The organism is Rubinisphaera italica, assembly GCF_007859715.1.
GTDB lineage: Bacteria > Planctomycetota > Planctomycetia > Planctomycetales > Planctomycetaceae > Rubinisphaera > Rubinisphaera italica.
Genome location: NZ_SJPG01000001.1, coordinates 258,055 through 278,913, shown reverse-complemented (window position 1 = coordinate 278,913; position 20,859 = coordinate 258,055). Strand labels below are relative to the sequence as shown.

Sequence of the window (20,859 nt, the reverse complement as noted above, 5' to 3'; positions counted from 1 at the left end):
GTTGCTCGACCCCAGCCACCCATCGTGCTTGGTTAGCCTCATTAGTTCTGGCTATTGAGACGTTCCTGGCGGTCGAACTCAAGTAATCCGGAAACCAACTCATCCAGTCCACCCTGCATGATTTGATCCAGTTTGTGCAAAGTCAAGCCGATACGGTGGTCGGTCACGCGCCCCTGAGGGAAATTGTAGGTCCGAATGCGACTGCTGCGATCTCCTGTGCCGATTAATGTCCGTCGATGCTCGGCTCGTTCGTTCGCTTCTTTTTGGATTTGTGCTTCCAGAATACGACTTCGCAGTACCTTCATCGCCCGGGCTTTGTTTTTGTGCTGGCTTTTCTCATCCTGACACGTCACGACTGTTTCAGTCGGAATGTGAGTGATACGAATCGCGGATTCCGTCTTATTCACCTTCTGACCACCCGGTCCCGAGGCGCGATAAGTATCGATCTGCAGGTCTTCGTCTCGGATTTCGATTTCGACATCATCGGCTTCCGGCAGTACAGCGACTGTGGCAGCGCTGGTGTGAATTCGGCCCTGAGTTTCGGTTTCAGGAACACGCTGAACGCGATGTCCGCCGCTCTCGAACTGCAGTTCGTGGAAGGCCCCTTCTCCGGAGACTGCGACGATCACTTCTTTGATGCCGCCCATTTCGGTCGGTTGAAAATCGAGCACTTCCCGCTTCCAGCCACGAGCATCGATGAATCGAGTGTACATCTCATACAGATCATTTGCAAAGAGCGAGGCTTCGTCGCCGCCGGTGCCGGCACGAATTTCGAGAATTAGACCGCCACGTGTGATGGAATCGCCCGAAGTTGCCAGGTCTTCAAGCGTGACCTGCATTTCTTCAAGTTTTTCTTCGTAGCCTTCGAGTTCCTTGCGGGCATACTCTTTGGCTTTCGGGTCTTTTTCCTCGTCGAGCATCATTTGAGCCGCTTCGAGGTCTTCGACAAGGGCATGATACTCTTTGACCACGGCTGCCACTTTTTTCAGGCCGCCGTATTCTTTTTGAATAGCGAGGAGCTTCGTCTGATCCGAAAGAATTTCAGGATCGACGAGTTTGCGTTCCAATTCCAGAAACCGCTGATACTTCGTTTCCAAGCTGGGAAACATGATGGAGACACCTTATAAATGATTTTCGAGCTGACCAGATTATCACAAAGGCCGCGTTATCTCACATCGTGAGAAACGCGGCTCACCGCATCGGTAGTTCGAAATTCAGCTAAAGCATATCCATACCATTAAAATTTGCGGCGTTCTGCCTAAGCAATCTAAACCAGTATCGTGCTGGTGTGTTTTTATGAAGACACAAGAGCAGGATAATGGTTACGATTTTTCGCCACGTTTGGCCCAGTTGTATTTCTTCTGGAACTTTTCGACACGACCTGCGGTATCGACGTATTTCATCTGACCAGTGAAGAATGGGTGAGAATACGAGCTGATATCGACTTTAATCAGCGGATATTCGTTGCCATCTTCCCATTGGATGGTTTCCTTGGAGGTCATCGTCGAGCGAATCAGGAATTTGTCCTGAGAACTGGAATCGAGAAACACAACAGGTTGATATTTTGGGTGAATGTCTTTTTTCATGGTCTTTACCTGACAGGCAACGGGTCACAACTGAGATCCCGAAGCCGGGATATTCGCAAAATTTGATTGGGCATTCTAATCAGCCAGGCCGGGAGTGACAAGCGAATCCGGCTGGAAACTTATCAGAGACAGCTTTTCGTACAGAAGCTGGTGTTTTCCGATCTCAATAGCACAAAGGGTGAACTGTTAGTGTGTTCCATAAGTGGCTGCAAATGCTGGGGTTACATTTAAAACAGCCAAAAGATAAACTCATTTGGTCGTGCCACGGCTCTGTGAGCCGTGCATTTGACAATCTTATTTCTTCCAGCCTCTTACTTTCTGATGACACGGATAAACACGGCTCACAGAGCCGTGGCACCTTCATACCCCGCCACCCTTCATCATTTAATATAGTGCCGCAAATCGAGATCCTTACTCTTTAGGTCGCCTCGTCGGTTTGCTGTTTGGTTCAGAGGCTTTGCCTTTTTCGATATTGCCCCACATGTGCCCCCCTTCTTTTCCATGCTGCCAGGTTCCTGCATAGCGATCCCCGTAAAAGAGGACACGGCAGGTGAAGGTTCCCAGTCCGGGAATTGTGAAGTCGGTCAGGGAGACCATTGGGGTATCCTCGGCCCATTTGACAGGAACGAGGATTGGGACGACGGTATCGACGCTACCGTATTTCACACGGGTTTGAAACATCCAGGTCGAATCGCTCACTTTATTAATGCGGCGGATTTCATAGCGTTCCGGACGATTCGGTCCCTCTTTAGAAGATTCCATAGAGAAGTAACCGACGAGTACGGCATTGTTCAACTGTTCCTGAAAAGCCTGCTCGGCTTTATTCAATTGAGGCGGTTCAATCTTTTCAGGCTCATCGGCAATAATCGGTGTGACAATACTAATTGCGATCATTAGAAACGAGAAACGCAGCGCTGATTTCCACATTGAAAAACTCCAGTTTCTGAGTGGGGCGATTGTGTTCGTGAACGATCACTGATTATAGTCGCATTCGGCTAAAAAATCATCAATTGCATGGCACAATGTGATTACGAACATTTTTCGATCAGGCGAATCCAGCATGAATTCTACTCCCAAACCAGAAACAACTGGCGTACCTCCTGACCGCGAACAGGTGGAAAGCGAGTTCTGGCGACTGTGTGAAGTGATTGCCCATCTGCGATCACCGGAAGGTTGTCCATGGGACCGGGTGCAGACGCTCGAAACGATCAAACCTTTCACGCTGGAAGAGACTTACGAGTTGCTCGAAGCGATCGACTCAGGTGAAGATACGGCTATCGTCGAAGAATTGGGAGATGTGCTTCTGCAGGTGATGCTCGATTCGCAAATCGGAGCTGATGAAGGTCGATTCTCGATCGTGGATGTGGTTCGGGTTATCACTGAAAAAATGATTCGCCGTCATCCGCATGTATTCAGCACAGAAAATGTCGAAGATGCTGAAGCGGTGAAAGTGACTTGGGAACGAATCAAGCAAACAGAAGGCAAACCGAAAAAAGAATCGAAACTGGATGGCCTTCCTAAAGACCTCCCGGCATTAATGGCGGCTGCTCGCCTCCAGGAAAAGGCGGCTAAAGTCGGATACGATTTCCCGCATCGCGATATGCTGTTCGCCAAACTCGATGAAGAACTTAATGAACTGCGCGAGGAACTTTATGGAGACACGAATCCAGAAGTCACCGAAATCGCAATCGAAGCAACGCATACGCCCGATGAGAAAATGGAGGATGAGGCCCGACGCCAACGGGCTGAGGATGAATTAGGCGATGTTCTCTTCGTGCTGGCCAATATCGCCCGCCGCTGGAAACTGAATCCGGAAGAAGCACTCCGTCGCACTAATGCAAAGTTCAAACGCCGCTTTCGAGCCATCGAACTCGGGTTGGCTCGCGTTAATAAAACAGTCGATGAGGCGACGCTGATTGAAATGGAAGAGCAGTACCAGGCCGAGAAACTGCGGGAAAAGCAGCAGAATTCTTAAGAAGGTCCTCTTAGCTGCGATGAAATTTATTCAGCAGTTTCGAGAACTCTACTAAGCAAATCGGGGCGATCGGTCGTGATGGAATCGACGCCCAGTTCTGAAAAATGGTCGGCCTCTTGGGGGTCGTTCACCGTCCAGATATGGAATTCATATCCCGCATTTTTCACCTGCGTGACAAACTCTGCAGTTACGACTTCCCGTTCGGCTCTGGAGTCGAGTCCGTCGGCTTTGATCCGTTTGAGAGTCTGCAGCACCTCATCAACAGATGGAGACCATTTTCCTGTTCTCTTATCCTGACGAAATGAAGTCAGCCAGAAGGCTTTGATCTCTGGCAGAGATTTCTTGCAAGCGGCGATGACTTCGGCATCGAAGCAGATGATGCGGATCTGGGAGAAAGGCAGAATTTTTTGATTGAGGATTCTCGTGAGCATCGGCACAATTTCAGAGCCGCATTTGATTTCAATCAGGAAGTTTTTGCCAGCGGGGACGATTTGGAGAACTTGCTCCAGGGTCGCAATTCGCTCCTCGGCAAACTCCGGGCTTTTCCAGGAACCGACATCGATAGATTTGAGTTCCTCGTAAGTTGATGTTGCAATCTCCCTCTCAACTGCGGCAGTCCGTTTTGTAGACTTATCGTGAATGCAGACAATTTTCTGATCCGCAGTCAGGTAAAAATCGCCTTCAATCGCATCGGCATCCATTTTCCAGGCAAGCTTGAATGCGGCCAGTGTGTTTTCGGGAGCATCGAAAGACGCTCCTCGATGTGCCACAATTTTTTGAGCCAATACAGGTGCAGACAGGAAGAACAGCATCAGGAATGCCGGAATAACAATTCTCATTCTGAAACTCATTTCTATGATTGTGGACTTGGAGCTTTGAAGTCTGCAAACCAATACTATCGAGGTAATCATCTCCAACAAAGTTAATTTTGGAGTTTGGAGAGACGGAATCAAATGGGGCTAGTCGGACTGCAAAATGCAAAACCGGGCAGATTCAAGCCCCTCAGGGAAGTCACCGCTGATTCGGGGATCTCTGCCACAACATGGTACGGATTGGTTACTGGCGACGTTTTTCGGAGGGTGCATGCATACTTCGGCCGCCATCGACGGGCAGACATGTTCCAGTAATGAACTGATTCCTGACAAACCCTTCAACGGCATGAGCTACCATTTCCGGGCAATTTGCTTTCTTGAGCAGCGTAGATTGAATTAACTCCTCTGCCTCTGCTTCAGTGGTCTCTGGTGGAAACATTACTGGTCCGGGATGAATGCAATTGACACGTATGTTTGGGTTCCGCTCGGCCAACTCGACTGCCAGGACGCGTGTCAAAGTTGGAATCGCACCTTTGGAAAGAAAATAAGGGGCATGATCGAGATAGGGACGCTCAATCGCCCAATCGCCAATCGTAATGATTGAACCACCTTTTGGCTGATTGATCATCAAATTGCCAGCTGCCCGGGCACATAAAAATGTTCCGAGTGTGTTGATCTCAAAGTTTCTGCGAATCTGATCTGGAGTGATTTCATCCCAGGCTGTTTTTGACCAGATCGAAGCGGTTGTCACGAGCACATCCAGAGCACCGAAGTGTGAGTGGACATGCTGTATCATTTCATTGACCTGGTCTTCATTGGAGACATCAGCCGAGAAAATTTCGCAGTCAGCTCCTTCTTTTAAAAGCCGTTGTCGAGAACCAAGAGCCTCTTCCCGGGAGGAATGATAGTGTAAAGCGATCCGATACCCGAGAGTCGCAAAGTGCTCGGCTACCACATTCCCGACACGCCGCTTTCCGCTTCCGGTAATCAGGATGACTGGTGAATCTGAGGCTTGTTTGTGTGTTGAGTTCATGGAATCCGATGTACAAAGAGGAAGATCGAGATTATTATGATTGTGGGATGAGATAACGATTCAAAATTTCGATCAGGCTTTCAATGCTGATCGGTTTGGACAGGTAGTCGCTGCAGCCGGCCCGGAGGCAACTTTCACGATCACCGGCCATCGCTTCTGCGGTTAATGCAATTATGGGTTTCTGAAAGTCCAGGGATCGCAGTTTACGTGTTGCATCATGTCCGTTCATCACTGGCATTTGCATATCCATGAGGATCATGTCAAAAGGATTTTCTTCCGCCTGAGCACGTTCGACAGCTTCAATCGCAAGTTGTCCGTTCTCGACCACTTCAACGTATTTCACTTTCTTTTCCAGCAGACGTGTCAGCAGGAATTGAATTCCGCGTGAATCCTCAGCGATTAAGACGCGAGCAGGAATTTTCGCATCTGAAATCTGGTGCAGATCATGCGGGTTTAATTCTCTATCCAGAGAATCGGGGTCAACCTGCGTCATTTCTGGAGTCTTTTCTAAAGGGAGCTTCAATGTGAAACGGCTGCCGGAATCAATTTGACTTTCAGCCAGAATTTCTCCTCCCATCATTTTAGAGAGATGCTGACAAATCGTGAGCCCCAAACCCGTTCCCGATCTCGATTTATTCAAAGTGCGATAATTCTGAGTAAAAGCTTCAAAAATCTGATTCAAATTTTCCTGCTCAATTCCCACACCGGTATCAACGACGTGAATACACAACTCTAGAAAATTCCCCTTTTCCTCACAAACCACTTCGAGACGAACTGTTCCTTGATCTGTAAATTTGATGGCGTTATTGACCAGATTCATCAAAATCTGCCTGACTCGCAAAGGATCGATCAAGGCGAAATTGGGGATTTTTGTCAAATAGTGAACGCTCATTTCTAACTGCTTTTCGATTGCAATTGGTTGCATCAGAGAAATCACCGAATCGATAATCCTCGAAATTTGACTGGGGGACTTCTGGAGTTCAAGTTTTCCCGCTTCAATTTTAGAGAGGTCGAGAATATCGTTGAGGATTCCCAGAAGCATTTGGCCCTGTTCTCGAATGACTCGAACAACTTCCTTAGAGGAGTGTTCGTCGATTTGTTGAAACAGCAGATCCGCACAACCGAGAATGGAAGTCATCGGGGTGCGAATTTCATGACTCATGTTTGCCAGAAAATTACTCTTGGCCTGATTCGCCTGATCGGCAGCCTGACGGGCCTGAATCAGTGATTGCTCATATCGCATGCGCTCACTGGCATCGGCTTGGACGCCAATATAATGAGTCGTGTTTCCACTGGTATCCACCACAGGAGAAATTTGCAGATCATTCCAGAATGGAGTTCCATCCTTGCGATAATTTAGCATCGTGACTTGACATTCGACACGGTTTTCAATGGCCTGGCGTAGCTCTTGTACCTTGGCGGGATCGGTTTCCGGCCCCTGAAGGAATCGGCAATTCTTTCCGAGCGCTTCCTCAATTGGATATCCCGTCAATGCTTCAAAAGCGGCATTGCAATAAATAATCGGATCATCCTCATGTTGCGCATCGGTAATAAGAATCCCGTTCTTAGCAAATTCGATTGCTCTGGTATGCAGCCGAAGAGTTTCTTCGACTTGCTTGCGGGAAGTAATATCGATCCCGGAAGCGACCAGAGATTTCACATTTCCCTGAATGTCATAAACAGGTACCAGACTGAAATCGAGAGAAATCGTTTCTTCATCTGAGATTCTCGCTTCGATATCAAAGCGTATTTTTTTATCTTTTCCAACATCCTTGACGGCCTGTTTGAGTTGCTTTCGAGCTTCCTGGTCCTGCGACCACCAGGGGCAATCCCACAGAAATTGTCCGAGGACGTCATCGTCCTGCACCTGCATATGCTCGGTCGCAAAACGGTTGATGTTTGTCAGATGACCTTCAATGTCGAGAACACCAACAAAACTGGTCAGACTGCCCAGAATTCGCTGGAGTTTCTGCTCATTTTTAGCGATCTGATTTTCTGCATTCTTGCGAGCTGTGATGTCGAAATTGACACCATACATATGAGTCACTTCACCAGATTCTGCGTGAACGATCCCTCCCCGCCCGGCCAGCCAGCGATAATCGGATTCTGAGTTTTTAAAGCGGAATTCGTGATTGTATTCTTTACCTTCTTCAGAAGTAACCTGCAGGGCATTGTTTAACTCATGGACATCATTCGGGTGAACATACTCCATAAATTCTTCGATCCGAATGATGCCGTTTTCTTTTCCAAGACCTAATAATCCCTGTTCAAAATCATCCAGGTTGATGTAGCCACTCTTTAAATCCCAATTCCAGGTCCCCATTCCTCCAGCTTCCAAAACCAGCTGGAGTTTTTCTTTCTCCTTTTCGAGTTCCAGAGAGATCTGGTTGTGAGTTTCGACTTGCCTTTGCAGTTCCTGAGTCAGTTTCTGCAATTCCTGAGTTCGCTCGGAAATAATATTTTCGAGTTGAGTTGGACTGCGAAACGCAAGAATCGGCGGGATTATTGGTATTAAAGCAAATACTGTAAGCCAGGAAACAACAGCTGTGATGAGTTTCATCAAACCCGCGAGTCGATAAATTGGCCATTCAAAAATCAACGCATCTATCAGATGAGTAAATCCACAGCATAAAATGAAAGCCCCAAACAGCACGATGATACGAGGCTGCGGGAGATCTTTTCGACGGCGCAGGAAATAAAAAAGCACTAGAGGAATTGCCATGTAGGCACCCCAGATCGCCGCATCAGAAATGATGTGCATCCATCCCCAGATTGGCTCCTGCACCCACATAGGACCGCAATACCAGCGTGGCGGAAAACCTGTTGTGTCAAAGAGCTTCAGCAATCCTTGCAACATAAAGCGGGTTACCAAAAGTTACAGTTTGTATAGATATAGTAAGGTGGCGGTGAACATTTTTTAATATTGTAAGCTTCCTCTGAAAGACTTCCATACATTGCCTTGAAGATTTTTGCCCAACTGACCTAAAGTGAGAAAGATTACATTCTTGCCTCTCGAACGCTCTGGGAACTTTCATGACATCTTGCGATCTTATTCTGCAGTATTTACAGACGTTTGCCCCTCTTGAACTGGCTGAGGATTGGGACAATGTCGGCCTGCTTCTGGGGAAAAGTGAGCAGGATATTTCTTCGGTCATGACCTGCCTGACACTGACTCCAGACGTAGCGACTGAAGCCATCGAAAAGAATGTTGGCCTGATCGTCACACATCATCCGATCCTGTTCCGTGCCGTTCAACGGATCACCACAGAGACGTCCGAAGGTGCAATGCTACTCGATCTGGCGAGGAATAATATTGCTGTGTATTCGCCACATACCGCTTTTGACAGTGCTGCTCGGGGAATCAATCAGCAATGGTGCGAACGGCTGAAATTGCAGAATTGCCTGCCACTGCAGTCATCCGCAGATCAGGAACTAGCTGGTACCGGATTGGGGTCAGGCCGCATGGGCACATTGACGCCCCCAATGCTCCTTCAGGACTTTATTTTGCAGATCAAATCATTACTGAGCATCGAGCCTGTCCAATTTGTCGGCCAGTTAGATGCCAAAATCTCCAAAGCCGGAATCGCCTGTGGAGCTGCTGCTGAGTACATGAAACAGGCTCAGACACAGGGTTGTCAGGTTCTCGTCACGGGAGAAGCTCGTTTCCATGCCTGTCTGGAAGCTCGTCAGCGGGGAATCGCACTCGTTCTCGTTGGACATTTTCACTCGGAACGTTTTGCCTGCGAAAAACTGGCGAAAATACTTCAAAATGAATTTCCCCAAATTCATTGCTTTGCCAGCCAGATCGAATCTGACCCGATCAATCTCCTGTAGGACAGGCATCTAATAAATTAACTGAGAATTTCCTTCACCACCGTAGGAGCCTCGACACCTGTCAAACGCTGATCCAGTCCCTGGAAACGATAGCTCAGTTTGCGATCATCAATCCCCATACAATGCAGTATCGTGGCGTTCAAATCGTTCAGGTGTACTGGATTTTCAGTGATGTTATAGCTGAAATCATCCGTCTGACCGTATGTCATCCCTTTGCGAACACCTCCACCTGCCATCCACATGCAGAAGTTTCGCGGATGATGATCGCGGCCGTAATTCTCTTTGGTGAGTGTCCCTTGAGAATAAACCGTTCTTCCGAACTCACCACCGAATACGACGAGCGTATCTTCAAGCAGTCCCCGTTGTTTCAAATCTTTGATCAAGGCTGCCGTTGGCTGGTCGACATCTTCAGATTGATTTTTAATCAGCTTCGGTAAGTTGTTGTGCTGATCCCAACCCCGATGCAGAATCTGCACGACACGCGTTCCCCGTTCAATGAGACGACGAGCCAGGATCGCACTTGAAGCATACGTTCCCATCTTCTCAACATTGGGCCCGTACATTTCGAGCGTTTCTTTCGATTCACTGCTCAGGTCGGTCAGATCGGGCACGCTCGTCTGCATGCGAAACGCCATTTCGTACTGAGCGATTCGCGTTTGCGTTTCGGGATCGCCCAGACGTTCATAAGTCTTCTGATTGAGTTGCCCGAGCGCATCAAGCATTTTTCGACGATCCTCGCCCGTTACACCTGGCGGGTTACGAATGAACAAAACAGGATCCCCCGTTCCTCTTAATGCGACACCATTGTGAGAAGTCGGCAGAAATCCGCTGCTCCACATGCGTGTAAACAACGCCTGGGCCTGACTTCCAGCCGGAAAAGTTGGCGTAAACACCACAAATGCCGGTAACTCGTTACTTTCACTTCCCAGCCCATAACTGAGCCAGGAACCCAAGCTCGGCTTGCCTGGAATCTCGCTGCCGGTCATCACGAACGTACAAGCCGGATCGTGGTTAATGGCTTCGGTGTGTACCGATTTAATCATCGTGATCTCATCGGCGATCTCCTGCATATAAGGGACGAGTTCGCTCATCAGGATGCCGCTTTGCCCACACGGCTTAAAGGCGAACTTACTTGGCGCGACCGGGAACCGGGATTGTCCGCTCGTCATCGTGGTAATGCGTTGACCGTTGCGGACTGAATCCGGCAATTCCTGATCGTAATGGTCCTGCAAGCCCGGCTTGTAATCGAACAGATCCAACTGAGACGGAGCCCCGTTCATGTGCAGATAGATCAGCCGTTTTGCCTTCGGTGCAAAATGCGGCAACCCCGGCAACGGAGGATTGACCTGTTCTCTCGAAGCCGCAATTGCCTGCGATGTTCCCGCTCCTGATAACATTGCGTAAGCCATCCCACCCAGACTCAATCCACTCGAAGCAAAAAACTGCCGTCGCTGAGCCAGTCTGTGGTAATCAATCGCTGGTTTCATAGTTCACCTCTTCACATTCAATATCAAATCAGTGCTAACTTCGGTGCCATGCTTGCATCGCGAAGCAGGGCAAGCATGCAATGCGGGTATTTTCTAAGATGACAGGTCAATTCTTATTAATCACTTCATCCAGATTCAGTATCAAATTCGCAGCCAACGTATAAGCAGCCAATTCTGCAGGAGCATATTTCTCGGACGGCTTGCTCTCCCCGACAGTAATCGCTTCCTGAGCCGCTTTCGTATCGGCTTGATAACGCCCCTCATAATCTTTCAGTACGTCTTGAATCAACTGGCTCTCCTCAGCTGTCGGCTGTCGAGACGTCGCCACTTCAAAAGCCCAGGCGATCCGTTTATCCGGAGTTTCTCCACCTTCACTCAGCATACGCTCGGCAAATCCACGGGCCGCTTCGAAGTATTGGATATCGTTCATCAACTGCAACGCCTGCAGTGGTGTGTTTGTCCGCTCCCGTCGTGAACAACTCTGCTCGCGACTCGGTCCATCAAAGGTCGACATGAATGGTGGAGGAGCAGTCCGCTTGAGGAATGTGTAGAGGCTCCTGCGATACAAATTCTCCCCTGTGCTTTGTTGGTAATTCCTAGTGTTACTTCCTCCAAACGCGACTGGTTCCCAGATATTCGGGGGCTGGTAAGGATTCACCCCTTCTCCACCCATTTTCTGCACCAGCAAGCCACTGAGGAACAATGCCTGATCTCGCATCACTTCGGCATCCAGTCGCAGGCGTGGACCTCGTGCCAGATATCGGTTCTCAGGATCCTGCTCCAGCAGTTTCGGCGTGACTGCCGAACTCTGGCAATAAGCTTCACTGGTCACAATCAACTTGATCAACTCCTTCATATCCCAGCCCTGTTCCACGAATTGAACAGCCAGCCAGTCGAGCAGTTCGGGATGACTCGGCGGTTCTCCCTGCAGACCAAAGTCCGCACTCGTTTTTACGAGCCCGATACCGAAGAACTTCTGCCAGAATCGATTCACGGTCACTCGACCTGTCAGCGGATGCGAACCACTCACCAGCCAGTTCGCCAGGTCTAAACGGTCATATTCCTGTCCCTCTTCCTTTACTGGCAGAGCCGGCAGAAAGGCAGGGACATTGCGAGTCACTTGTTCGCCTGGTTTATCGTAAGCACCGCGGATCATTACAAAACTGTCACGAGTTTTCGGCATATCAGCCATGATAAACGTGACCGGCACATCTTTCTCAATCTTTTCAATTTCAGTTGAAACCGTTGATTTGCGAGTTTTTAACGCAACGATAGATTCATCCAGACCGGAATAGAAATTCTCCAGCCAGAACTGATGAATCTGTTCAGCTTCTTTTTCAGACCAGTCTTTAGGTTGTTTGCCGCGAACCGTCTGTCGCAAACCTTCCGGCAAATCGTTATTTCTTTTTCCCTGATTCTGTTCTTTCCAAACCGTATATGACCAGTTTGGATCTTTCGCTTTATCGACTCGTGAAATCACTCCCATGCGATCCCAAGTGACTGTCCCGGCAAACTGTGTGAAGGCGTAGCCGATGACTTTATCGCCTGCTTTCAGTCCCATCTTCTCAGCCTCAACTTCCAGCCGCGCCCAGCTTCCGACTGTTGGCAATTCACCCATCAAAACTTTTTCGGTGGTGTTTGCGGCTCCAAAGGGAATCTTTTCCTCGGCTCCCCACACTGCGCGATGTTTCCAGCCATCCGTGTGAAACTGAATCATTACAGTCTCGGGTGTATTTTCGGGATCGAGAAAACAGTTAACGAAGAATTTGCCATTCTCAGGAACAATAAATTCCGCTCCCCCACTGAAAAAATCTTGTGCCAGACCGGTAGCGGTTCGTTGCAGTGCCTGGTCGCCACTGAAAACCGGACCTTCTTCCGCAGTAATCAACTTCAGTGGACCACCTGAATTTTGCGGGCTGGTGCCATTCGGGAAGCCATCTTCAAACCAGACCGTTTCCGTTTCTTCCGGTGTCGGTGCAGGATCCAATGTTGCCGGATCGAGATATGCCAGTTCTGTGATCGCTGTTTTGAGTTGGCTCTCGACCTCTGTCAGCTGTGCCTGCAGATCTGCAATCTGAGCTTTGTCTTCCGGCGAATACAGTTTCAAAACTGGTGGGGTATCAATTTTATTTCCGTCCATCGCCGGATCAGCCGCGCTATGGAAAAACGCGTACAGCGAGTAATATTCTTTGGCGGAGAGAGGATCGAATTTGTGATCATGACAGACCGCACATCCAGCCGTCATTCCCATCCAGACTTCGGCTGTGGTTGTCGTTCGGTCGACCGCATAGCGGAAGACCCACTCTTCATTGATACTGCCACCTTCACTAGTGGTCACATTGCAGCGATTGAAACCGGAGGCGATCTGTTGATCTCGCGTCGCATTCGGTAATAAATCCCCCGCCAGTTGCCAGCGGGTAAATTCATCAAACGGTAGATTCTCATTTAACGCCCGCACCACCCAGTCCCGATAAGGCCACATCGACCGCTTATTGTCCAGATGCAATCCATGCGTGTCGGCATAGCGGGCCAGATCGAGCCAGGGGCGAGCCATGTTCTCGCCATATGTCGGACGACTCAATAATTGATCGACCAGTTTTTCGTAAGCATCGTCAGACTCATCGACGACAAACTCGCGAACTTCTTCCAGCGTCGGAGGCAGCCCCGTCAAATCGAGAGTCACCCGACGAATCAACGTGCGACGGTCGGCTCGTTCATTGTGAGGCAATCCCAGTTCCTGACGCTTCACTTCCAGAAACGCATCAATCGGATTCGTGAATGATGTCTCAGGCACTTTCGGCTTTTGCGGAGCGACGAACGACCAATGCTCTTTGTACTCGGCTCCCTGCTCAATCCACTTACGAATCAGTTCCTTCTGCTCAGCTGTCAGTTTCTTGTGCGAATCGGGCGGAGGCATGATTTCATATTCATCCTCGCTCACAATCCGTTGCCATATCAAACTCTCCTTCGGCTTCCCCGGCACAATCGCCGCTCCATTTTCTCTGATCGCAATTGCTTCCGCCGAAACATCGAGCCGTAACTCCGCTTCGCGATGCTCCGCATCCCGGCCATGGCACGCATAGCAGTTCTCCGAAAGCAGCGGAGCAATCTGCTGATTAAAATCAATTTTCCCGGCAGCAAGCGTGATGTCGAAATTGATCAGAAACAACGACGTAAAAAGAAAAGCAAACAGGCAGTTTCTACGGAGTAAGATATTCATCGGCCACTCTCTTGTAGATTTACTGAGTTCTCATCTTGGGAAGTCAGCGAGATTGCAGGTGGGAAAATCGTAGACTGATATCATATCAACATCATCTGATGAAATGAACAGAAAAACTTGAATTCCACTCAATTCTTTTGGACAGGCATCCTGTGCTGTATGAGAATGTCTTCAGGAGTTTCTACTCCAAATATACCTGCCAACTGGTTTTTCGATGCCGGACGTGCATACAATAAAATTTGAGAATTCTCCCGCACCTACGTCACCTCTTGCCGCGTGAATTCAGTTGTTATGATCGAATTTTATTTTCCTGAACTGCTCCTGATCGCATTCCCGCTCGCATTCGTCTTCTGGCGATACGGTCGATACGGCAAAGCGACGTCAGTGATTCGGGGCTTCATAGCCGCACTCCTGATTCTGGCGGTTGCCGGACCGCTTTATAATCTGGGTGGTGAAGGACTTGATGTTATTGTTGTCGCCGACCGTTCCCGCTCGATGTCGCCGGAATCTCAACGAAGTGTTGTCGAACTGCTCAATAATCTGGAACGCAACCGCAGCCATGGCGATCGCGTCGCTCTGATCACATTTGGATCGACCGCTCAAATCGAACGGGTTCCCTCCGCCAATGCCTTATTCAAAGAATATTCAAAACCACTCAATATCGATGGCAGCGATTTGAACGCAGCTGTTCAGTCTGCAGTGAATATCTCCGATGATAAACGTCCGACGCGCATCCTCGTGCTTTCCGACGGCGAAGCCAACGGTCTCGATCCTTCCTCCGCTGCCCGGTTAGCACGCGAAGCCAATGTGCCGATCGATTACCGACTTTATGATCGTCTCCGTGTGGGCGATATCGCGGTTGAATCCGTGAACCTGCCGGAAAAAGTTTCGCCTCGCGAACCGTTTCAGTTTTCGGTGTTTGTGCAGGCCGATCAAATTGCCGATGGGACACTCGTCATCAAACGCAATGGACAAGTCATCGCGACTGCGGAACGCTCGTTTGATCTCGGGAGAAACCGATTTCTATTTCGCGACATTGTCGATGCCCCCGGCTTCGTCAATTATGAAGCCGAGTTGGTTCTGGATGGGGATCCAATCATCGAGAACAATCGTGGCGAAGGAGGATTGCGAGTCGATGCCGGGCCACGTCTACTGGTGCTGAATTCCGATGGTCAGGCTGGCAATCTCGTTCAGGCATTACGAGCCGGGCGAATTGATGTCGACGTCGCCAATGCTCAGGAATTCCCGCTCAGTCAGGATACTCTCGATCCCTATCGAGCGGTTATCCTGGAAAATGTTCCCGCCCGGGATTTTGGACGCAAGAAGATGGAACTGCTCGCACAGTACGTTGAAGATCTTGGTGGCGGGATGTTGATCACCGGCGGTCAACGCAGTTTCGGAGTCGGTGGTTACTTCAACAGTCCACTCGATGAAATTCTTCCCGTTTCGATGGAAATGCGAGAAGAGCATCGAAAAAATCGACTCGCTCTGGCCATCGCTCTCGACCGTTCCGGTTCGATGATGGCTCCCGTCTCCGGCGGAAAAACAAAAATGGATCTCGCCAATCTCGGCACAGCCGAATGTATCCGTCTGCTTTCACCCGGGGACAGTGTGGCCGTCATTGCAGTCGACAGTACGCCGCATCGCATTGTGCCACTCAAGAATGTCGATAATCCGGAAGCGATCGCCAATCAGGTCCTCGGCATCGAAAGTATGGGCGGAGGGATTTTCGTCTACGAAGCTCTCGTCGCCGCTGGCGATGAACTTGTCAAGGCCGAACAATCAACGAAACATATCATTCTCTTTTCGGATGCCGCCGACAGTGAAGAGCCGGGAAGTTATAAATCGCTTTTGAAAAGTTTTGAGGGGGCAGGAATTACCGTCAGCGTGATCGGTCTCGGACAAACCTCCGACCCGGACGCCAAGCTTCTGGAAGATATCGCCAAACTCGGCAGCGGGAACATCATGTTCACGAACGACGCCGCCGAGCTTCCGCGACTTTTCACAGAAGAAACGATGTCGGTCGCCCGCAGCAGTTTCATCGAGAAAGATCCTGAAACGCAACCAGCCGGGATCGGTGGACAACAACTGACCGACTCCCGGCTCATTGGCGACTGGGGCAGTTCCCCCTTCCCGAACGTCGATGGCTATAACCTGAGTTATCTCAAGCCCGATGCCACAATGGGTGTCGTGTCCCAGGATGAATATGCGGCTCCTTTCTCAGCCTTTTGGTATCGAGGGGTGGGCCGGGTGGCTGCGCTAACTGTGGAAGTCGATGGCCAGTTTTCGGGCGGCTTGAGTTCTTGGGAGGAGTATCCCGATTTCCTCATCACGCATGCCCGCTGGTTACTGGGTGGAGAATCTCCTGAAGATGTTTTCGTCACAGTGGATCGGGATGGACAGGATGCTGTCGCGACAATTGAACTTGATCCCAATCGCCCTAATCGTGGCGGCAATGAAATCCCGGAAATGATCGTTGTGCCTCCCGGGGATGAACGAACCGAAACCTTCACGCCTGAATTTACCTGGGTCGGTCCAGACACATTGCAGGCTCGTTTCCGCATGGAAACGATGGGAACCTATCGCACACTCGTCAAAACCAGCAGTCGCGAATTTCAGAGGGGTCCTGCATTGTCGCTGCCCTATTCACCCGAGTTCGCACCACGCCCTGGCTTGCCGAGCGGCAAAAAAGTTCTTGCAGAACTGGCAACTTTGACAGGTGGCGAACAGAGAACCGAAGTCCTGAGTATTTTCGATAATCCACCTCGCAGTCCAAAGAAAGTTTCACTGGTTCCGCACCTGCTCATCATCACTCTGGTGTTAATCATTATGGAAATTGCGGGACGCCGGCTGGCTCTCTGGGGCGATTTGTTTCAACGCTCCGCAGCTGCGGAACAAGAGCCGGTTGCGACTCCCAAATATCGTGGCCCTCAATCTCGGCCCCAGCCAACAGCGAAAAAGAAATCTGTTTCCGAGAAGCCAGAATTCGCTAAAAAGTCAACCAAGACGGTCGAGCCTGCCCCTCAGGAAACAAAACCGAAAGTCGACATCTTTGCTCAAGCCAAAGAACGCGCCCGCCGCCGCCGCGATTAGTTCCTATAACAACAATTTGAAGAATACGAAATTATTCAGACATCTTAGAGGATCACCATGTGGAAGGAATTGATCGAGGCGATCACCGAGCAACTCAATGATCATTGGGTCAAACTGGCTACCGCAGCAGGGTTCATGATTGTCGGATGGTATATCGGTCGTCGCCGCGAACGCAGGAACTGGACGAAGCGGGAATTTCTCGATCGCCTCAATATTTCGCTGACCTATATCGAAGCAGGCACATTACGGATTCGCACGCTCATCGAGAAAGATGGCGAGGAAATTTTTCTCAACAAACATGCAGCTGCCACGATTCGCAAGTACGCGGATAAAACCGTCCCCACAAAACCAATTATCCCTATCCCTGAAAACGACAGCTGGTTTTTTCTCAACGGGGTGCTCAATGAAATCTCAGAAAAATACTCGGCTGGCCTGATCGCAGCAGAAGCAGGGCTGCCCGTCGAGAAGCAGGAGTTCTTAATCTGTCTGACCAACGAAGCCGATGGAGCGGTCAGGACGAGAAAAATTCGGGCGATGGTCGTTCGGAAAAGTTTGCTACTGAAGCTTCCTGAAGATATGCCGAAGCTGGAAAATCCCTGGCATCGAACCCGCTGGGAAACTCTTAAATGCATGGCAGAAGCCTACGAGAATTCCCCGTTTCAATTCGCCGAAGTCGAAATCATGATTCCAAAATAGCAACTCATCAGTTCGACTTCGCCAGATGAGCTTGCCAGTCGACGTGGGTGGCATCGGCCCAGAGGCGTTCGAGATCATACAGTTCGCGGTTTTCCGGATCGAAAGCGTGCAGCACGATATCGCCGTAGTCCTGCAGGATCCAGTTATTGCCGGAGTAACCTTCAAGGCTGATCCGATTGGAACCTGATTTTTCCAGCAACGTATCAGCTTCTTCCACGATGGCGTGCAGCTGTCGTCGACTGTTTCCGGTCGCAATCACAAAGTAATCGAATTCCGGAGTCAGTTTTGTGAGATCAAGAACAACAATGTCGCTGCCTTTGAGTTCATCGGCAATCTTCGCGCACTGGCATGCCAGATCAAGCGACTTGGCCAGCTGTTCCGGGCTGCGCTCGAAAATGGTTGTCGCTTCAGATTGATCAATCACAGTCTCAGTTTGTTCGTGCAAATCAGAAATCGCTCGTTACTCCGCAAGATACCAAAATAGTAGAATCAACATTTCGTCGATTGCGTTCGTTTCAGGGTATCCTACCCGGAAAAGTGGTCGAAATATACAGTTGACCCTCAAAATAAGTGAATCCAGCTTGAGATGTATGTTTCCTGGTTACGACAGGTGATCATTCGACAGGTTCGGACTTATTCAAGTGGCTGAGGCATTTTCGCTTTCATCGTCTTTTGCCATTGGGCCAGTTTTTGCTGCAATTCCAAGGTTTTGACAGGATTTTCACTCACTAGATTCTCCTGTTCACCCGGATCCTCTTTAAGATTGTACAGTTCCCGTGTCCCTTCTTGATAGAACTCGATCAGCTTCCAGTCACCCTCCCGAATCGATGCTCCCGGACACCAGGTGGAGCCGTGATAGTGTGGATAATGCCAGTAAAATGTTCGCTCCTCTGACTGTCCTTGCCCATTCAATAATGGAACAAGAGATTGTCCATCGGCATGCAAATGAGGTTGCGAAGGGAGTCCAGCCAGTTCCAGTATCGTCGGAAAGAAATCCATGCTGACAATGGGAGTCACACAAACGCTACCCGCCTTTGTGATTCCAGGAGAGCGAATAATCATCGGTTCTCGAACTCCACCCTCATACAGCCAGCCCTTACCTGATCGTAATGGCAAATTCGATGTAGGGCCGGGAGTTGGTTTCGTACAAAGCCCGCCATTATCAGAAAAGAAAATGACCGTTGTGTTTTCTTCAAGTTGGAGTTCCGCCAGTGTCTTCATCAGGCTGCCCACACTCAGATCAACCGCAGCAATCATTGAGGCATACTCGGGATTATCCTGTCTGGCTCGCGACTTAGCGTCCCGTTCTGTAATGGGTGGAGAGTCTTCTTCAAACTGCTGGTTGGCCTTTTGCTGGAAATGCTCAATCTTTTTCTTGTAAGGTTGAATTGGAGTATGCACATTATAATACGAGAGATACAAAAGGAACGGCTGGTCGGTCTTCCGTTTTTTCAGAAAACTGATGGACTCTTCGGTCAATCGCTCCGTCAGATATTCTCCAGGCTTTTTCGACTTCAGAACGGGATTATTCCATGGAGCATAATACCCTCCTGGTGGAGACCCGCGATGATGTCCGCCGAGATTAAAATCAAAGCCCTGATCGTTCGGCCAATGCCCCTGCTCTCCAAGATGCCATTTGCCAGCAAAGAACGTCTGGTAATTGGCTTCTTTTAACGCTTCCGCAATCGTTGTTTCTTCGAGTGCCAGATTCTCCCGATCTTCCACCTGCTGAAACTTTTGATGCGGATTACGACTGGCGTCCATCCCGGGAATCCAGTCGGTGATATCGACGCGAACTGGATGACGCCCCGTCATAATGCTGGCACGTGTTGGAGAACAAACCGGACAGGCAGCATAGGCCTGAGTGAATTTCATTCCCGATTCGCACAATTGATCAATGTGAGGCGTTTCGTAATATTCGCTGCCGAAACATCCCAGATCTGCCCAGCCGAGATCATCGACAAGCAGGAATACAAAATTCATCCGCTCTGTTGCAGACAGTATCGTGACATTCGTCAGCCAGACCAGACCAGCAATCATCACTACAAAAAAGGTCCTGCTCTGCATGAATTTCTCCTACGGACATCAGTTCATAATCCGCACTAATCGACGATGCATTGATCTGGCTTAACGTTGCAGTCGGCTGCGGCGGTCGACCCATTCGTCATCCAGCTCGAGGAGATTCTTTTCGAGAAAGATTTCGATATGAGGTTCGATTTTGAGTCCCTTCCCAAACAACGCCATACCTCTGAGGTTGTAGGGATACGTTTCTAAAAAAACGTGTTCATTATCTTTTGGGTTGCGACCAGCGATTTGTTTATACAACTGCTCGGTAACTTTTTTGTCGAGGGTATCCTCGGAACCGACACAAAACAGGAATGAAATGGGAAGCGCGCTGTTTCGCATCAAGCGAATGGGAGCAACGGTCGTCAAGCCTCGTACCGAATTCATTGGAGAAATTAAAACCAACGCCCTCACATCCTGGCCCCGTGGGGTACGCATTTGAGGTGTCGGAGCATCGTCGTACGGTTTTTGCTGCCAGTCGATCATTGCAAAATTCATCGCAATAATTGCTGAAAATTCTGGAGCAATAATACCCATCTTCCGCATATTGAGATTCTGCTCCTGATGCTCGGTGAATATGAAATCCTTAACCGCATCCATATCGTAGGCGACCATTTTTTTATAATCGTCCGGCTTGACATCGCCGACATCCGACGGGTTTCCAGTCTCGTCTTCGAGCTTACTTTCTCCATGTTTGCGTAGGTCGACGGCGATGACTGCATAACCTTTGGTCCACAACTGGTTGGCGAATCCAGCCGTCCAGACGCGACGATCTCCTCGCTGGTCATGGAGCAGCACGACAACGGGAGTGTCCCGGTTTCCCGCATGTTTGTAATAAGTGATGTGGATCGGCCAGCGATCCTTGGTCGCTAACGTATGCGTTTCGATATGTTCATCCTGAGCCTGGAGTGCTGCAGACGAAACAAGCAGAAGCATCAATACGAGGCCAAGTCGGGAAATTAATTGAGCAGGGCGCAGATTCATGGCAGACCTCATTACAAAATACCCTCGATCGGGATGGAGAATTGTGTTAGCGAGCGGAGGATCAGAGGAAAGCCC

15 protein-coding genes are annotated in these 20,859 nt (G+C 49.6%); 4 read left to right on the top strand and 11 right to left on the bottom strand.

Annotated features, from left to right (window positions below; genetic code table 11):
* Window positions 1-41 precede the first annotated feature (41 nt).
* The 3 genes from prfA to Pan54_RS01090 all read right to left on the bottom strand — a co-directional run bounded on the left by prfA (window position 42) and on the right by Pan54_RS01090 (window position 2,513).
* Window positions 42-1,109, bottom strand: coding sequence for a peptide chain release factor 1 (gene prfA / locus Pan54_RS01100; protein WP_146501659.1), 1,068 nt, complete (start codon window positions 1,107-1,109; stop codon window positions 42-44).
* Window positions 1,110-1,322: 213 nt separating this feature from the next.
* Window positions 1,323-1,586 (bottom strand): type B 50S ribosomal protein L31, encoded by a 264-nt coding sequence (locus Pan54_RS01095; RefSeq protein ID WP_146501657.1) that lies wholly within the window; start codon window positions 1,584-1,586, stop codon window positions 1,323-1,325.
* A gap of 411 nt (window positions 1,587-1,997) precedes the next feature.
* Window positions 1,998-2,513 (bottom strand): hypothetical protein, encoded by a 516-nt coding sequence (locus tag Pan54_RS01090; protein ID WP_146501655.1) that lies wholly within the window; start codon window positions 2,511-2,513, stop codon window positions 1,998-2,000.
* A gap of 133 nt (window positions 2,514-2,646) precedes the next feature.
* Between Pan54_RS01090 and mazG the strand changes: the two genes are divergently transcribed.
* Window positions 2,647-3,561 (top strand): nucleoside triphosphate pyrophosphohydrolase, encoded by a 915-nt coding sequence (mazG, locus tag Pan54_RS01085; RefSeq protein ID WP_146501653.1) that lies wholly within the window; start codon window positions 2,647-2,649, stop codon window positions 3,559-3,561.
* Between the two features lie 26 nt (window positions 3,562-3,587).
* Here the strand turns inward: mazG and Pan54_RS01080 are convergent, their stop codons facing one another.
* The 3 genes from Pan54_RS01080 to Pan54_RS01070 form a co-directional block, all read right to left on the bottom strand.
* Window positions 3,588-4,400, bottom strand: coding sequence for a glycerophosphodiester phosphodiesterase (locus Pan54_RS01080; protein ID WP_146501651.1), 813 nt, complete (start codon window positions 4,398-4,400; stop codon window positions 3,588-3,590).
* A 217-nt stretch (window positions 4,401-4,617) separates the two neighbouring features.
* Window positions 4,618-5,406, bottom strand: a complete 789-nt coding sequence (locus Pan54_RS01075; RefSeq protein ID WP_146501649.1) for an SDR family NAD(P)-dependent oxidoreductase — start codon at window positions 5,404-5,406, stop codon at window positions 4,618-4,620.
* Window positions 5,407-5,440: 34 nt separating this feature from the next.
* Entirely contained in the window at window positions 5,441-8,263 is a 2,823-nt protein-coding gene (locus tag Pan54_RS01070) for a hybrid sensor histidine kinase/response regulator (protein ID WP_146501648.1), read from the bottom strand.
* 176 nt (window positions 8,264-8,439) lie between these two features.
* On the opposite strand from Pan54_RS01070, the gene Pan54_RS01065 reads away from it, so the two are divergent.
* A complete protein-coding gene (locus tag Pan54_RS01065) occupies window positions 8,440-9,240 on the top strand; it encodes a Nif3-like dinuclear metal center hexameric protein (RefSeq protein ID WP_146501647.1) in 801 nt (266 codons plus the stop codon).
* A 17-nt stretch (window positions 9,241-9,257) separates the two neighbouring features.
* On the opposite strand, the gene Pan54_RS01060 is transcribed toward Pan54_RS01065, so the two are convergent.
* Both Pan54_RS01060 and Pan54_RS01055 read right to left on the bottom strand, forming a co-directional pair.
* Window positions 9,258-10,727, bottom strand: coding sequence for a DUF1501 domain-containing protein (locus Pan54_RS01060; protein ID WP_146501646.1), 1,470 nt, complete (start codon window positions 10,725-10,727; stop codon window positions 9,258-9,260).
* Between the two features lie 106 nt (window positions 10,728-10,833).
* Window positions 10,834-13,947, bottom strand: a complete 3,114-nt coding sequence (locus tag Pan54_RS01055; protein ID WP_146501645.1) for a DUF1553 domain-containing protein — start codon at window positions 13,945-13,947, stop codon at window positions 10,834-10,836.
* Between the two features lie 291 nt (window positions 13,948-14,238).
* Between Pan54_RS01055 and Pan54_RS01050 the strand changes: the two genes are divergently transcribed.
* Both Pan54_RS01050 and Pan54_RS01045 read left to right on the top strand, forming a co-directional pair.
* Complete coding sequence (locus Pan54_RS01050) at window positions 14,239-17,040, top strand: VWA domain-containing protein (RefSeq protein WP_146501644.1); 2,802 nt, start codon at window positions 14,239-14,241, stop codon at window positions 17,038-17,040.
* Between the two features lie 57 nt (window positions 17,041-17,097).
* Complete coding sequence (locus tag Pan54_RS01045) at window positions 17,098-17,736, top strand: hypothetical protein (RefSeq protein WP_146501643.1); 639 nt, start codon at window positions 17,098-17,100, stop codon at window positions 17,734-17,736.
* Window positions 17,737-17,743: 7 nt separating this feature from the next.
* On the opposite strand, the gene rsfS is transcribed toward Pan54_RS01045, so the two are convergent.
* The 3 genes from rsfS to Pan54_RS01030 all read right to left on the bottom strand — a co-directional run bounded on the left by rsfS (window position 17,744) and on the right by Pan54_RS01030 (window position 20,784).
* Entirely contained in the window at window positions 17,744-18,160 is a 417-nt protein-coding gene (gene rsfS, locus Pan54_RS01040) for a ribosome silencing factor (RefSeq protein ID WP_242631182.1), read from the bottom strand.
* A gap of 209 nt (window positions 18,161-18,369) precedes the next feature.
* Complete coding sequence (locus tag Pan54_RS01035; RefSeq protein WP_146501642.1) at window positions 18,370-19,803, bottom strand: sulfatase; 1,434 nt, start codon at window positions 19,801-19,803, stop codon at window positions 18,370-18,372.
* A 60-nt stretch (window positions 19,804-19,863) separates the two neighbouring features.
* A complete protein-coding gene (locus Pan54_RS01030; protein WP_146501641.1) occupies window positions 19,864-20,784 on the bottom strand; it encodes an alpha/beta hydrolase in 921 nt (306 codons plus the stop codon).
* Window positions 20,785-20,859: the final 75 nt, after the last annotated feature.

Bases quoted from the DNA above. Each gene is read 5' to 3' on its own strand.
- Pan54_RS01080 (WP_146501651.1), bottom strand. From the start codon at position 4,400: ATGAGAATTGTTATTCCGGCATTCCTGATGCTGTTCTTCCTGTCTGCA.
- Pan54_RS01045 (WP_146501643.1), top strand. From the start codon at position 17,098: ATGTGGAAGGAATTGATCGAGGCGATCACCGAGCAACTCAATGATCAT.
- Pan54_RS01050 (WP_146501644.1), top strand. From the start codon at position 14,239: ATGATCGAATTTTATTTTCCTGAACTGCTCCTGATCGCATTCCCGCTC.
- Pan54_RS01055 (WP_146501645.1), bottom strand. From the start codon at position 13,947: ATGAATATCTTACTCCGTAGAAACTGCCTGTTTGCTTTTCTTTTTACG.
- Pan54_RS01095 (WP_146501657.1), bottom strand. From the start codon at position 1,586: ATGAAAAAAGACATTCACCCAAAATATCAACCTGTTGTGTTTCTCGAT.
- Pan54_RS01035 (WP_146501642.1), bottom strand. From the start codon at position 19,803: ATGCAGAGCAGGACCTTTTTTGTAGTGATGATTGCTGGTCTGGTCTGG.
- Pan54_RS01090 (WP_146501655.1), bottom strand. From the start codon at position 2,513: ATGTGGAAATCAGCGCTGCGTTTCTCGTTTCTAATGATCGCAATTAGT.
- Pan54_RS01070 (WP_146501648.1), bottom strand. From the start codon at position 8,263: ATGTTGCAAGGATTGCTGAAGCTCTTTGACACAACAGGTTTTCCGCCA.
- Pan54_RS01030 (WP_146501641.1), bottom strand. From the start codon at position 20,784: ATGAATCTGCGCCCTGCTCAATTAATTTCCCGACTTGGCCTCGTATTG.
- mazG (WP_146501653.1), top strand. From the start codon at position 2,647: ATGAATTCTACTCCCAAACCAGAAACAACTGGCGTACCTCCTGACCGC.
- Pan54_RS01065 (WP_146501647.1), top strand. From the start codon at position 8,440: ATGACATCTTGCGATCTTATTCTGCAGTATTTACAGACGTTTGCCCCT.
- Pan54_RS01060 (WP_146501646.1), bottom strand. From the start codon at position 10,727: ATGAAACCAGCGATTGATTACCACAGACTGGCTCAGCGACGGCAGTTT.
- Pan54_RS01075 (WP_146501649.1), bottom strand. From the start codon at position 5,406: ATGAACTCAACACACAAACAAGCCTCAGATTCACCAGTCATCCTGATT.
- prfA (WP_146501659.1), bottom strand. From the start codon at position 1,109: ATGTTTCCCAGCTTGGAAACGAAGTATCAGCGGTTTCTGGAATTGGAA.